Annotated in this window: 12 protein-coding genes and 1 tRNA gene; 7 read left to right on the plus strand and 6 right to left on the minus strand. The window is 69.9% G+C overall.

The features are described 5' to 3' along the window. Nucleotides 1-27 precede the first annotated feature (27 nt). Nucleotides 28-390: a winged helix-turn-helix transcriptional regulator gene (locus tag ACF1BH_RS16290; RefSeq protein WP_391643143.1), complete on the minus strand. Its 363-nt coding sequence runs from the start codon at nucleotides 388-390 to the stop codon at nucleotides 28-30. A 126-nt stretch (nucleotides 391-516) separates the two neighbouring features. On the opposite strand from ACF1BH_RS16290, the gene ACF1BH_RS16295 reads away from it, so the two are divergent. Beyond that, entirely contained in the window at nucleotides 517-1167 is a 651-nt protein-coding gene (locus ACF1BH_RS16295) for an FMN-dependent NADH-azoreductase (RefSeq protein WP_391643144.1), read from the plus strand. A 178-nt stretch (nucleotides 1168-1345) separates the two neighbouring features. Here ACF1BH_RS16295 and ACF1BH_RS16300 read toward each other — a convergent pair. Next, nucleotides 1346-1429 (minus strand) — tRNA-Leu (locus ACF1BH_RS16300). Between the two features lie 485 nt (nucleotides 1430-1914). Here ACF1BH_RS16300 and ACF1BH_RS16305 point away from each other — a divergent pair. The 6 genes from ACF1BH_RS16305 to pknB all read left to right on the plus strand — a co-directional run bounded on the left by ACF1BH_RS16305 (nucleotide 1915) and on the right by pknB (nucleotide 10008). Next, a complete protein-coding gene (locus tag ACF1BH_RS16305; RefSeq protein ID WP_391643145.1) occupies nucleotides 1915-2742 on the plus strand; it encodes an FhaA domain-containing protein in 828 nt (275 codons plus the stop codon). 10 nt (nucleotides 2743-2752) lie between these two features. Then, nucleotides 2753-3277, plus strand: a complete 525-nt coding sequence (locus tag ACF1BH_RS16310) for an FHA domain-containing protein (protein ID WP_391643146.1) — start codon at nucleotides 2753-2755, stop codon at nucleotides 3275-3277. 133 nt (nucleotides 3278-3410) lie between these two features. Beyond that, on the plus strand, nucleotides 3411-4985 hold the full coding sequence (locus tag ACF1BH_RS16315) for a PP2C family protein-serine/threonine phosphatase (RefSeq protein WP_391643147.1): 1575 nt from the start codon (nucleotides 3411-3413) through the stop codon (nucleotides 4983-4985). Between the two features lie 23 nt (nucleotides 4986-5008). After that, nucleotides 5009-6409: an FtsW/RodA/SpoVE family cell cycle protein gene (locus tag ACF1BH_RS16320; RefSeq protein WP_391643148.1), complete on the plus strand. Its 1401-nt coding sequence runs from the start codon at nucleotides 5009-5011 to the stop codon at nucleotides 6407-6409. Further along, nucleotides 6406-7875 carry a peptidoglycan D,D-transpeptidase FtsI family protein gene (locus ACF1BH_RS16325; RefSeq protein ID WP_391643149.1) on the plus strand — a complete coding sequence of 490 codons (1470 nt, stop codon included), beginning with the start codon at nucleotides 6406-6408 and terminating at the stop codon, nucleotides 7873-7875. The genes ACF1BH_RS16320 and ACF1BH_RS16325 overlap by 4 nt, the downstream gene beginning before the upstream one ends. A gap of 147 nt (nucleotides 7876-8022) precedes the next feature. Then, nucleotides 8023-10008, plus strand: a complete 1986-nt coding sequence (gene pknB, locus ACF1BH_RS16330) for a Stk1 family PASTA domain-containing Ser/Thr kinase (RefSeq protein WP_391643150.1) — start codon at nucleotides 8023-8025, stop codon at nucleotides 10006-10008. 136 nt (nucleotides 10009-10144) lie between these two features. On the opposite strand, the gene ACF1BH_RS16335 is transcribed toward pknB, so the two are convergent. From ACF1BH_RS16335 to ACF1BH_RS16350, 4 genes are read right to left on the minus strand one after another with little or no spacing between them, the layout of a single operon-like run. Beyond that, entirely contained in the window at nucleotides 10145-10885 is a 741-nt protein-coding gene (locus ACF1BH_RS16335) for a class E sortase (protein ID WP_391643151.1), read from the minus strand. 25 nt (nucleotides 10886-10910) lie between these two features. After that, a complete protein-coding gene (locus ACF1BH_RS16340; RefSeq protein ID WP_391643152.1) occupies nucleotides 10911-12395 on the minus strand; it encodes a class E sortase in 1485 nt (494 codons plus the stop codon). Next, complete coding sequence (locus tag ACF1BH_RS16345) at nucleotides 12392-13030, minus strand: aminodeoxychorismate/anthranilate synthase component II (RefSeq protein ID WP_391643153.1); 639 nt, start codon at nucleotides 13028-13030, stop codon at nucleotides 12392-12394. Before ACF1BH_RS16345 ends, ACF1BH_RS16340 begins: the two co-directional genes overlap by 4 nt. Next, nucleotides 13027-13203 (minus strand): hypothetical protein, encoded by a 177-nt coding sequence (locus tag ACF1BH_RS16350; RefSeq protein WP_030285712.1) that lies wholly within the window; start codon nucleotides 13201-13203, stop codon nucleotides 13027-13029. The genes ACF1BH_RS16345 and ACF1BH_RS16350 overlap by 4 nt, the downstream gene beginning before the upstream one ends. Between the last annotated feature and the right edge of the window lie 73 nt (nucleotides 13204-13276).

Consider the following 13276-nt stretch of genomic DNA (forward strand, 5'->3'; position numbering starts at 1 on the left):
CGGCCGCCCGCGGAGCGCTTCCGGCGCCTACTTGCGGAAGCGCTCCGGACACTGTCCGCCCTCGCCCAGATACGTCTCGGCCCACCGCCCCAGCTCCTTGAGCGCGGACTCCATGGCGAGACCGGCCTCGGTGAGCCGGTAGGCGACGCGCAGCGGGGGCCCGGCGTCCACCTCGCGCACCACCAGACCGGTCGCGGTCAGCTCCGCGAGCCGGTCGGAGAGCATCCGCTCACTGATACCGGGGATCGCCCGCCGCAGATCGGCGAAGTGCACCGGCCCGGGCATCAGCGTGGCCACGATCAGGCCGGTCCAGCGCTTCCCGAACAGCTCGAAGACGCGCGTCATCCTGCCGTCGACCTGCCTGCACGCCGCCTCGCCGTGGTCCGCCATGGCTCCAGCCTACCGCCTTCCCGTTGGGTACTGCGGAAAAGTAAGTAGCTGTGTTATGAATAGTCACGTACAAAGTTCAACCACTTAGCCGTACCGCGTCCGGCCGCGACCGAAGGACCGATCACCATGGCCACACTCCTCCACCTCGACTCCTCCGTCTTCCCCGCGGACGGCTCCGCGTCCCGCGCGGTGACCGCCGCCTTCCGCGCCGCCTGGGAGGCGGAGCACCCGGAGGGCACGGTCATCTACCGCGACCTCGCCGCCGACCCGCTGCCCCACCTCGACGGCACCGCCGCCGCGGCCGGCTTCTCCGACCCGGCCACCCACACCCCGGAGCAGCAGGCCGCCTTCGCCCTGCGCACCCGCCTCGCCGAGGAACTGGAACAGGCCGACGCCGTCGTCATAGGCGCCCCCATGTACAACTTCACGATCCCCTCGACGCTCAAGGCGTGGATCGACCAGACCCTCCTCATGGGCCGCACCGGCGGCGCCGAGCCCTCCGCCAAGGGCACCCCCGTCACCGTCGTCGCCAGCCGCGGCGGCGCGTACGGCCCGGGCACCCCCCGCGAGGGCTTCGACTACGTGCAGAACCTCCTGCAGGTCCTGCTCGGCGACGGCTTCGGGCTGGATGTCGACTTCATCGTCCCCGAGCTGACCATGGCCCCCTCCAACCCCGCGATGAGCGACCTGATCCCGCTGTACGAGGCGTCCCGCGAGAAGACCCTCGCCGAGGCCGCAGCGAAGGGCCGGGAGACCGCGGCCCGCGTCGCCGCCTGACACCTCCCGCTTCCGCACGCCCCGGGGACGACCGGCCACCCCGTGTCACCCCGGGGCCGGAGCGGGGCCGATGTCCCGGACGGAGGCGCGGCCTCCCGCGCCCGGGGCGGGGGAAGTGAGAAGCACAACAAAAGACCCCCGGTCTCCGGATTTCTCCGGAGACCGGGGGTCTCATCTGTGCGCGAGGGGGGAGTTGAACCCCCACGCCCTTTCGGGCACTGGAACCTGAATCCAGCGCGTCTGCCTATTCCGCCACCCGCGCATGGGTGTTGTCGTTTGGATTCTCTCACGCGATCCGGGTTTTTCTTTCCCGTTTCGGGGGGAGCGCCTTGCGACATGCAGAACATTAGCACGGCGCGGCGGGTGGTTTCACCTGCCCTTTCCCGGGCCCCCGGCCGGACCGCGCACCGGCGGCCGACGGCGGGCCGCGGCCCCGGCCCCGGCCGTCCGACCGCCCCCGGAACACTCCGCCGCAGCCCACACCCCCTCGGTCCCGGCCACCCGGCGTCGGGACCCGGCCCCGCACGGAGCGAGGTGAACGGTTGCGGGACACTGTCGGCGGGGCACCTCTACCATCGCAGTGCACGGACGACGGGCACGGCACAACGCCCCAACAGGCAACCCTGTGAGGGGGGACACTCGTCACTCCGGGCGGGAAAGGGGAACCAGCTGATTTCCCGGCGCGTGGATACGATCGGTAAGCAGTATCAGGACGACCCTGTCGAAGACTGAGGAAGGAGGTGCCCCGTGGGAGTACTGAAGCGCTTCGAGCAGCGTCTCGAAGGTCTCGTCAACGGCACCTTCGCCAAGGTGTTCAAGTCCGAGGTGCAGCCGGTCGAGATCGCCGGCGCGCTGCAGCGCGAGTGCGACAACAACGCGACCATCTGGAACCGCGATCGCACAGTCGTCCCCAACGACTTCATCGTCGAGCTGAGCACACCCGACTACGAGCGGCTCAGCCCGTACAGCGGACAGCTCGGTGACGAACTGTCCGGGATGGTCCGCGACTACGCCAAGCAGCAGCGCTACACCTTCATGGGCAACATCAAGGTGCACCTGGAGAAGGCCGACGATCTCGACACCGGCCTCTACCGCGTGCGCAGCCGCACCCTCGCCTCCAGCACGTCCCAGGAGCAGCCGGGAGGACAGGCGCCCGCCGGGCGCGGTCCGTCGGCGCCCCGGGGCGGTCACACAGGCGGTGGTCATGTGGGCCCGCCCCCCATGCCCTCGTCCCCGCCGCCCGGCGCCCCGCCCCGTACGGCACCGCCCGGCGCGGGTCCGCAGCCGCAGGCACAGACCCGGCGCTGGATCGAGATCAACGGCACGCGTCACCAGATTTCGCGCAACTCGCTCGTACTGGGCCGCAGCACCGACGCCGACGTCCGGATCGACGACCCCGGGGTTTCCCGGCGGCACTGCGAGATCCGCGTCGGCACGCCCCCCACGGTCCAGGACCTGGGCTCCACGAACGGGATCGTGGTGGACGGGCAGCACACCACCCGCGCTAGTCTCCGCGACGGCTCGCGGATCGTCGTGGGCAGTACCACCATCGTTTACCGGCAAGCCGAAGGGTGAAGCGGGGGCAATGTCAGAGCTGACCCTCACGGTCATGCGGTTGGGTTTCCTCGCCGTACTGTGGCTGTTCGTCATCGTGGCCGTCCAGGTCATCCGCAGCGATCTGTTCGGCACGCGTGTCACACAGCGCGGCGCCGCCCGTCGGGGCGGCCAGGAGGCGCGCGGCCAGCGGCAGCAGGCCGCGCCGCCGCAGCAGCGCCGCCAGGACGGCGGGCGCGGCAACAACCGGCAGCGCCGCGGCGCGCCCACCAAGCTGGTCGTCTCCGAAGGCACCTTGCAAGGGACCACCGTCGCCCTCCAGGGCCAGACCATCTCGCTGGGCCGGGCGCACGATTCGACGATCGTCCTGGACGACGACTACGCGTCCAGCCGGCATGCCAGGATCTACCCGGACCGTGACGGCCAGTGGATCGTCGAGGACCTCGGCTCCACCAACGGCACGTACCTGGACCGGAACCGCCTGACGACGCCGACCCCGGTCCCGCTCGGGGCCCCGATCCGCATCGGCAAGACCGTCATCGAGCTGCGGAAGTAGTACGACTTATGAGCGAGCGGAGCGAGCGAGCCGCGGCGGTCCACTCGACGGCCCCGAGCGTGCTCCCGACCGGAGGGTGGGCAGTGTGGCTCGACGAGACCGGCTGTACCCCGAACCGACAGGTGAGGTGCGCATGAGTCTTTCCCTGCGCTTCGCCGCCGGATCACACAAGGGCATGATCCGGGAGGGCAACGAGGACTCGGGTTACGCCGGACCGCGGCTGCTCGCCATCGCCGACGGCATGGGCGGTCAGGCCGCGGGCGAGGTCGCCTCGTCCGAGGTGATCTCCACGCTCGTCCAGCTCGACGACGACGTCCCCGGCTCCGACATCCTCACCTCCCTCGGCACCGCCGTGCAGCGCGCCAACGACCAGCTGCGCGTCATGGTCGAGGAGGACCCGCAGCTCGACGGCATGGGTACCACCCTGACCGCGCTGCTGTGGACGGGCCAGCGCCTCGGCCTGGTGCACGTCGGCGACTCCCGCGCCTATCTGCTGCGGGACGGTCAGCTCACCCAGATCACGCAGGACCACACCTGGGTGCAGCGCCTCGTCGACGAGGGCCGGATCACCGAGGAGGAGGCCACCACGCATCCGCAGCGCTCGCTGCTGATGCGGGCCCTGGGCAGCGGTGACCGCGTGGAGCCGGATCTGTCGATCCGCGAGGTCCGCGCCGGTGACCGCTATCTGATCTGCTCGGACGGGCTCTCCGGCGTCGTCAGCCACCAGACGCTGGAGGAGACGCTCGCCAGCTACCACGGTCCGCACGAGACGATCCAGGAACTGATCCAGCTCGCGCTGCGCGGCGGCGGTCCCGACAACATCACCTGCATCGTCGCCGACGTCCTCGACGTCGACGGCAACGACGCGCTGGCCGGGCAGCTCAACGACACCCCGGTCATCGTCGGCGCGGTCGCCGAGAACCAGCACCAGCTCAGCGACCCGAGCACCCTGCAGACCCCGGCCGCCCGCGCCGCCGAGCTGGGCCGCGGCCGGGATGTCCCGGCGCAGGCTCCCGGCGGCGCCTTCGGCCCGCCCGGCAGCGGCGACGGCGACGCGGGCGGTGAGGCGCAGGGCTCGTTCGGCGCCTTCGCCGACGAGGACTTCGTCAAGCCGCGGCGCCGCGGCACCTGGATCAAGCGGTCGCTGTTCTCGGCGCTCGCACTGGCCGTCGTCGGCGGCGGGCTCTACGCGGGCTACCGCTGGACGCAGACCCAGTACTTCGTCGGCGCCAAGGACGACCACGTCGCGCTCTACCGGGGCCTCAACCAGGACCTCGCGTGGATCTCGCTGAACAAGGTCGATCAGGACCACCCCGAGATCGAACTCAAGTACCTACCGCTGTACCAGCGGAACCAGGTCAAGGAGACGATCCCGGCCGACAACCGCGACGAGGCGACCCTCAAGGTCACCGAGCTGGGCAAGCAGGCGCACGCCTGTCTGAGCAAGCAGCAGCGGGAGGCCGCCGAACGCGCCGACGCCAAGGCCAAGAAGGACCGGGAGAAGGCGCAGCAGCACGGCCGGACCGACGGCACGACCGGCCACCAGCCCGGCGTTCCCGGCACTCCCACGACCTCCGGCGACCGGTCCGCGACGTCCGGCACCCCCGGTGCGCTCGTGGCCCCGTCGACTCCCCCGGCCGACATCACCAGCCAGGCCCCCTCCGAGGAGCAGTTGAAGCTGGAAAAGAATTGCAGCACCCAGCAGTGAGGGCGTAGGGGGCCGTACACGTCATGAGCAGCAGTACCACCAACACCACCACGATCGGCACCATCGGAGCCCCGAGCCGCCGCAACACCGAGCTGGCGCTGCTCGTCTTCGCGGTGATCATCCCGGTCTTCGCGTACATCAACGTCGGGCTCGCCAAGGAGCAGGCGATCCCCGCCGGCGTCTTCGGCTACGCCCTCGGGCTGGCGCTGCTGGCGGGCGTCGCGCACCTCGTCGTCCGTAAGTGGGCGCCGTACGCCGACCCGCTGATGCTGCCGATCGCCACCCTCCTCAACGGTCTCGGGCTGGTCTTCATCTGGCGGCTCGACCAGGAGCCGAAGATCACCACTACGGCGCTGGGCGGCCCGATGGCGCCCGGCCAGCTGATGTGGTCGACGCTGGGGGTCGCGCTCTTCCTCGGCGTGCTGATCCTGCTCAAGGACCACCGCGTCCTGCAGCGCTACACCTACATCTCGATGGTGGTGGCGCTGGTCCTGCTGATCTCGCCGATCTTCTTCCCGGCGCGCTACGGCGCGCGCATCTGGATCACGATCCCCGGTGTCGGCTCGCTGCAGCCCGGTGAGTTCGCGAAGATCATCATCGCGATCTTCTTCGCCGGGTACCTGATGGTGAAGCGGGACGCGCTGGCGCTGGCGAGCCGCCGGTTCATGGGGCTGTACCTGCCGCGCGGCCGTGACCTCGGCCCGATCCTGGTCATCTGGGCGCTGAGCCTGATGATCCTGGTCTTCGAGACCGACCTGGGTACCTCGCTGCTCTTCTTCGGCCTCTTCGTGATCATGCTGTACGTCGCGACCGAGCGGACCAGCTGGATCGTCTTCGGTCTGCTGCTGAGCGCCGGCGGCGCCGTCGCGGTGGCCACCTTCGAGTCACACGTCCAGGTCCGTGTGCACAACTGGCTCAACCCGCTGGAGCTGCTCGACGGCGGTGTCACCGAAACCGCCCAGGCGATGTACTCCTTCGGCTCCGGCGGCATCCTCGGCTCCGGACTCGGCCAGGGCTACTCCCGGCTGATCGGCGGCATCGCGCCGAAGAGCGACTACATCCTCGCCACCGTCGGCGAGGAGACCGGGCTGGCCGGTCTGATGGCCGTCCTGCTGCTGTACGGCCTGCTCATCGAGCGGGGCATCCGCACGGCGCTCGCCGCCCGCGACCCGTTCGGCAAGCTGCTGGCCGTCGGCCTGTCCGGCGCCTTCGCGCTGCAGGTCTTCGTCGTCGCCGGCGGTGTGACGGGGCTGATCCCGCTGACCGGTATGACGATGCCGTTCCTCGCCCAGGGTGGTTCGTCCGTCATCGCCAACTGGACGCTGGTCGGGATCCTGCTGCGGATCAGCGACACCGCCCGCCGGCCCGCCCCGGCGCCCGCTCCCTCTCCCGATGCCGAGATGACCCAGGTGGTCCGCCCGTGAACAAGCCCCTGCGCCGGGTCGCGATCTTCTGCGGCCTGCTCGTCCTCGCCCTGCTCGTCCGCGTCAACTGGGTGCAGTTCGTCCAGGCCGACGAGTTGAAGAACGACGACAACAACCGCCGCGTCGCCATCGAGCGGTACAGCATCCCGCGCGGCGACATCATCGTCGGCGACCAGCCGGTCACCGGTTCCACGACGACCGACAGCGACGACTACAAGTACAAGCGGACGTACAAGAACGGCAAGATGTGGGCGCCGGTCACGGGCTACGCCTCGCAGGCGTTCGACGCCAACCAGCTGGAGAAGCTGTACGACAAGATCCTCACCGGCACCGACGACCGGCTGTTCTTCAGCCGCACCGTCGACATGCTGACCGGCCGCAAGCAGGAGGGCGGTGACGTCGTCACCACCCTGAACGCCAAGGCCCAGAAGGCCGCCTTCGAGGGGCTGGGCAACAAGAAGGGCGCGGTCGCCGCGCTCAACCCGGAGACCGGCGCGATCCTCGCCCTGGCCACCGCGCCGTCGTACGACCCGTCCACCTTCGCCGGTATGACCGACAAGGACTCCAAGGCGTACAACGCGCTCCTGAAGCAGAACAACCCGGACGACCCGACGCTCAACCGCGCGCTGCGCCAGACGTACCCGCCCGGCTCGACCTTCAAGGTCGTCACCGCGGCGGCGGCGCTGGAGAACGGTCTCTACACCGACATCGACGCCCCGACCCGGTCGCCGCTGCCGTACTACCTGCCGGACACCAACCACGTCCCGCTGCCGAACGAGGGCAACATCCCCTGCAAGGACGCCAGCCTCCGCGAGGCGCTGCGCTGGTCGTGCAACACCGTCTTCGGCAAGATCAGCGCCGACCTCGGCAACAAGACGATGATGGCCGAGGCGGAGAAGTTCGGGTTCAACAACAAGAAGATCGACACCCCGGTCCGCCTCGCCGAGAGCGTTTACCCCGAGGACAACCGGCCGCAGAACGCCCAGGCGGGCATCGGTCAGGCGTCGAACCGCGCCACCCCGATGCAGATGGCGATGGTCACCGCAGCGATCGCCAACGGCGGCAAGCTGATGGAGCCGTACATGGTCGACAAGCTGGTCGCGCCCAACCTCAACGTCGTGGAGCAGCACACGCCGAAGGAGATGAGCCAGCCGCTCAAGCCGGAGAACGCCCAGAAGCTCCAGGACATGATGGAGACCGTCGTCAAGAACGGTACGGGTACCTCCGCGCAGATCCCGGGTGTGACGGTCGGTGGCAAGACCGGCACCGCGCAGCACGGTATGGGCAACAGCGAGAACCCGTACGCGTGGTTCATCTCCTACGCGAAGACCGACAAGGGCACCCCGGTCGCCGTCGCCGTCGTCGTTGAGGGGTCCGACACACTCCGCGGCGACATCGCGGGTGGCAAGCTGGCCGCCCCGATCGCGAAGAGCGTGATGGAAGCGGTGCTCAGCGACAAGAAGTGACTCCTGGGCAGGGCCGTACCGGTCAGATATCAGGTTGCGGTTACGGCCCGGCCCGGTGCAAAGCGCCGGGTACCGTATGCCCGGACAGCACACCGCCGGACCACACACGGGTGCGGTCGGGACTGACGGAGAGGGCTGGAGAAGCTTATGGATGAGCCGCGTCGCCTCGGCGGCCGGTACGAGCTGGGCTCGGTGCTCGGCCGCGGTGGCATGGCCGAGGTGTACCTCGCCCACGACAGCCGCCTGGGCCGCACCGTCGCGGTGAAGACGCTGCGGGTGGACCTCGCCCGTGACCCGTCCTTCCAGGCCCGGTTCCGCCGTGAGGCCCAGTCGGCCGCCTCGCTGAACCACCCGTCCATCGTCGCGGTCTACGACACCGGCGAGGACTACGTCGACGGCGTCTCGATCCCGTACATCGTCATGGAGTACGTCGACGGTTCCACGCTGCGGGAGCTGCTGCACTCCGGGCGGAAGCTGCTGCCCGAGCGGTCCCTGGAGATGACCATCGGGGTGCTCCAGGCGCTGGAGTACTCGCACCGCGCCGGCATCGTGCACCGCGACATCAAGCCCGCGAACGTCATGCTCAACCGCACCGGCCAGGTCAAGGTCATGGACTTCGGCATCGCCCGCGCGATGGGCGACGCCGGGATGACCATGACGCAGACCGCCGCGGTCATCGGCACGGCGCAGTACCTCTCCCCGGAACAGGCCAAGGGCGAGCAGGTCGACGCCCGCTCCGACCTCTACTCCACCGGCTGTCTGCTCTACGAGCTCCTCACCGTCCGACCGCCGTTCATCGGTGACTCGCCGGTCGCCGTGGCGTACCAGCATGTGCGCGAGGAACCGCAGAAGCCCAGCAACTTCGATCCCGAGATCACGCCCGAGATGGACGCCATCGTCCTCAAGGCGCTGACCAAGGATCCGGACTACCGCTATCAGTCGGCCGATGAGATGCGCGCCGACATCGAGGCGGCGCTGGACGGTCAGCCGGTCGCGGCCACCTCGGCGATGGGCGCGGGCGGCTTCGACCAGGACCAGCCCACGACGATGCTGCGGCCGCAGGACCCGGGCGCGCAGACCGCGATGCTGCCGCCGATGAACCCCGACGACGGTGGCTACGGCTACGACGAGCGGCCCGCGGGCCGTCGCGCCGGTGCCTCCGGTCCGCCGAAGAAGAACCACACCTCGACGATCCTGCTGGCCGTCGCCGGTGTCCTCGTCCTCGTCGGTGCGATCTTCATCGGCAAGGCGATGTTCAGCGGCAAGGCGGGGGGCGGCGGGGTGACGGCGCCCAACGTCGTCGGCAGCACGTTGGCGCAGGCGAAGGAGTCCGCCCGGAACAACGGCGATCTGAAGATCGCCAAGAGCGGCAGCGAAGCCTGCGAGAACGTCGACAAGGGCCAGATCACCAAGCAGGAGCCGGCCGAGGGCGCCGCCATCGACGAGGGCGGCACGATCAACGTCACGACGTGCACCGGCCCCAAGCAGGTGCAGGTCCCCAACGTCCGCGGCTTCAGCGAGAGCGAGGCCCGGGCCGAGCTGAAGGCCAAGGGCTTCGCCAATGTCCAGCTGACGCAGAAGGCATCCGAGCAGGACCCGGGCACCGTCCTCGACCAGGACCCGAAGCCGGGCGCCAGCAAGCCGAAGAACACCACGATCACGCTGACGATCGCCAAGGCCAACCCGAAGGTGAAGGTCCCCGACGTCGTCGGCAACGACTTCGCCGCGGCGGAGAAGCAGCTGAAGGATCTCCAGCTCCAGGTCACCAAGCAGGAGCAGGAGGTGTCCGACCCGGCACAGGTCGGCAAGGTCACCGCCATGGATCCGGCGGGCCAGACGCAGGTCGACGTCAACACCATGGTCACGCTGACCGTCGGCAAGGCGGCGGCGCAGAAGCCGGTGCCCAATGTCGTCGGCCAGAAGGTCAAGGACGCGAAGAAGATGCTGCAGGACGCCGGATTCACCAACATCCAGTTCGCGGACGGCAGCAACCAGGACGACAACGCCCGGGTCATGCAGCAGGACCCGGGAGGCGACACCCCGTCCGACCCCGCCTCCACGACGGTCACGCTGACCACCATCGGCGGTGGCGGCGGTGACCACGGGGATGGTGGCGGCTGGCCGTTCGGCTGACCCGCCGGCGGATGGTCCACGCATGAGCCCCGGCCCCCTTTCGAAGGGGGCCGGGGCTCATGTCGTGTGCGGGGGCCGTTCGCCGGCTTGCGGGGCGGCCGGGGCGGCTCCCCCGGCCGGGCGCGGGCCCGCCCGGTCAGCGCAGTTCCTCCGGCGGGGTGCGGTCCGCGTCGACCTTCTCGGTGCGTTCCAGCTCGCCCCAGACGATGTAGCGGTAGTTCGAGGTGTAGACCGGGGTGCAGGTCGTCAGCGTGATGTAGCGGCCGGCCTTCTCCTTGCCGGACTCCTCGGGGATCCGGTCGAGGACGTCGACGTTGTACTTCGAGGTCTGGTCGAGCACCGCGTAGACCTTGTAGACGTACCAGGTGTCCTTGGTCTCGAAGACGATCGGGTCGCCCTCGCGGAGCCTGTCGATGTTGTGGAACTTCGCGCCGTGACCGTCGCGGTGGGCGGCGAGGGTGAAGTTGCCCTTCTTGTCCTGCGGCAGCCCGGACGCGATCGGCTTGGTGTAGTAGCCGGCTACGCCCTCGTTGAGGATCTCGGAGCCGGTGCCCTTCTTGACCAGCACCTCGCCGTTCTTCATCGCCGGGACGTGCAGGAAGCCGATGCCGTCCTTGGTGTCCAGCTTCCCCGGCCCCTTCGGCGTGGGAGCGGCCCAGTGGCGGCGCACCTCGTCGCCCTGCTTGTCGGCGGCGCGGTCGGCGAGGACGTTCGTCCACCACAGCGAGTACGCGACGAACAGGCCGAGGATCAGCCCGGCGGTGATCAGCAGCTCGCCGATCACGCTGATCACGGCGGCGACGGAGCGACGCATCCGGCGTGGTCGGTTCGGCGGCGCGGACCGTTCGATGTCCTCGTCATGGCCCGTGGCAGTCACCGCGTCATACCCCTCTTACCTTCGGTCAGCCGGTGAGCGCATCCGGTTCGCCCTTGCTCCGCGGCTGCGCCGCGACCATCTTGCCCCAGACGATCATCCGGTAGGTACTGGTGAATTCCGGGGTGCAGGTCGTGAGCGTGAGGTAGCGGCCCGGAGCCTTGAAACCGGACCCCTGCGGCACCGGCTGGATGACGCTGACGTTCTGCGGGCTGGTCTGCGGAAGGATGCTCACCATCTCGTACGTGTAGTACGCGCTCTGCGTCTCCACGACGACCTTGTCGCCCGGGCTGAGCTTGTTGATGTAGCGGAACGGCTCGCCGTGGGTGTTGCGGTGGGCGGCCACCGCGAAGTTGCCCTTCTTGTCCCAGGGCATCGCCGTGGTGATCCCGCTGCTCTTGTCGTAGTGCCCGACCATGCCCCGGTCCAGCACGGAGTGTTTGTCGACGCCCTCGGCGATCGGCGCTTTCACATCCAGCTTCGGGATGTACATGATGGCGAAGCGCTCGCCCGGGACCAGCGACTTCTTCTCGCCGCTGCCCTCCTGCCACTGGTGCTGCAGGGTGTTGGCGGCGCCGCCGGCCTCCTGCTGGGCCAGGACGTTCGTCCACCACAGCTGGTAGGTGACGAACAGCAGCATCACCACGCCGAGCGTGATGAACACTTCGCCGATGGCGCGGCTGGCGATGAGGCTCAGGCTCTCCTTCGCGGCGCGGGCGGCGCGGCGGGCCTCCAGCCGGGAGGTGGGCGCGGGCGGAGGTGCCGGCGGGGCGCTCGCAGCCGCGGCGCCACTGCGCTTGCCACGGCGACCGCCGCGCTTCGCCGCCTGCTGGGCCGCCTTACGGCGGGCGGCACGACCGCCGGGAGCCGGGGCGTCCGCCGTTTCACGTGAAACGGCCTCGCCGGGATCCTCGTCGGTTTCACGTGAAACCGAGGCCGCGTCCGGCGCTGTTTCACGTGAAACGGCGTCGCTGCCGAAGGTGCCGCCGCCCGGGCCCCCCGTCCGCTCCGCCTGGCGCAGCGCCATGGTCTCGTCGTCGGCCACCGGTCCGGCGGTGGCCGGCGGTACGGAGGGTGCGGACGGTCTCCGGGCCGGGGGACGGGCGGCCGCGGGGCCGAACGCCGGGACCTGGTCCGGGCCCGCGGCGGCATGACGGCCCGCGGGCGCCTCGGGCCCGAAACCGGTGGCAGGGCCGGGTGGTGTGACGTCCGCCGGTGCCTCCTCCGTCGCCGGGCGCGGACGGAACCACGGGGAACCGTGGCCGGGCGCCGGTGAGCCGGTGAGCCGGGCACGGGTGCCGGGGCCACCGGGTGCGGGGGCTCCGGTGGCCGCCGGGCCGGCGGGGCCCGGCTCGTCGCCGGGCGAGGTGCCGGACCCGCCGGGCGGACCACCCGGGCTCGGCAGCGGATCCATCAGCGGGTCGTTGAGCTGCCCCACCGCCGCCTCGAACGCCGCGTCCCCGCCGTACGGATCGTGGGGGGTGCCGTCACGCTCGGGGCGTGTGGCGGTCACGCGCCGGCCTTGCCGACCACCGGGGCGAGCCCCGTCGAGCGCTCCACCGCTCCCGCGTCACCGCAGGCTACGAGCCAGTTGGCGAGCATCCGGTGGCCCCACTCGGTGAGCACCGACTCGGGGTGGAACTGGACGCCCTCCACGGGCAGTTCACGGTGGCGCAGCCCCATCGCGATGCCGTTGTCGGTCCACGCGGTGACGGTCAACTCGTCCGGCACCGTGCCCTCCTGGACGGCGAGCGAGTGGTAGCGGGTGGCGGTGAACGGCGAGGGCAGGCCGCTGAAGACACCCTCGCCAGCGTGTGAGACGAGCGAGGTCTTGCCGTGCAGCAGCTCGGGGGCGCGGCCGACCACGCCGCCGTAGGCGACCGCCATGGACTGCATGCCCAGGCAGACGCCGAAGACCGGGACGCCGGTCTCCGCACAGTGCCGGACCATGTCGATGCAGACCCCGGCCTCTTCCGGCGCGCCCGGACCGGGCGAGAGCAGCACCCCGTCGAAGCCGTCCTGCGCATGGGCGGGGGTGACCTCGTCGTTGCGCAGCACCTCGCATTCGGCGCCGAGTTGGTAGAGGTACTGCACGAGGTTGAAGACGAAGCTGTCGTAGTTGTCGACGACGAGAATGCGTGCACTCATCGGACGGCTGCCATCCCTTGATCGACCGTGACGTCATTGAAGGGGAGCAGCGGCTCCGCCCACGGAAAGACGTACTGGAAAAGCACGAAGACGACCGCCAGCACCAGCACCAGTGAAATCAGCGCCTTCACCCCTGTGTTGCCCGGCAAATGCCGCCAGATCCAGCCGTACATGCTGCTGTCCCTACTCGCCGATGACGGTGTCGATTGCCCCACCAGACTACGGGGCGGGGAGGGTCCCGGGTGG

Source organism: Streptomyces sp. NPDC014733 (assembly GCF_043083385.1).
GTDB lineage: Bacteria > Actinomycetota > Actinomycetes > Streptomycetales > Streptomycetaceae > Streptomyces.

What these genes read in the sequence shown, in the direction of transcription:
- ACF1BH_RS16290 (WP_391643143.1), bottom strand. Translation starts at nt 390, where the DNA reads ATGGCGGACCACGGCGAGGCGGCGTGCAGGCAGGTCGACGGCAGGATG.
- ACF1BH_RS16295 (WP_391643144.1), top strand. Translation starts at nt 517, where the DNA reads ATGGCCACACTCCTCCACCTCGACTCCTCCGTCTTCCCCGCGGACGGC.
- ACF1BH_RS16310 (WP_391643146.1), top strand. Translation starts at nt 2,753, where the DNA reads ATGTCAGAGCTGACCCTCACGGTCATGCGGTTGGGTTTCCTCGCCGTA.
- ACF1BH_RS16315 (WP_391643147.1), top strand. Translation starts at nt 3,411, where the DNA reads ATGAGTCTTTCCCTGCGCTTCGCCGCCGGATCACACAAGGGCATGATC.
- ACF1BH_RS16320 (WP_391643148.1), top strand. Translation starts at nt 5,009, where the DNA reads ATGAGCAGCAGTACCACCAACACCACCACGATCGGCACCATCGGAGCC.
- pknB (WP_391643150.1), top strand. Translation starts at nt 8,023, where the DNA reads ATGGATGAGCCGCGTCGCCTCGGCGGCCGGTACGAGCTGGGCTCGGTG.
- ACF1BH_RS16345 (WP_391643153.1), bottom strand. Translation starts at nt 13,030, where the DNA reads ATGAGTGCACGCATTCTCGTCGTCGACAACTACGACAGCTTCGTCTTC.
- ACF1BH_RS16350 (WP_030285712.1), bottom strand. Translation starts at nt 13,203, where the DNA reads ATGTACGGCTGGATCTGGCGGCATTTGCCGGGCAACACAGGGGTGAAG.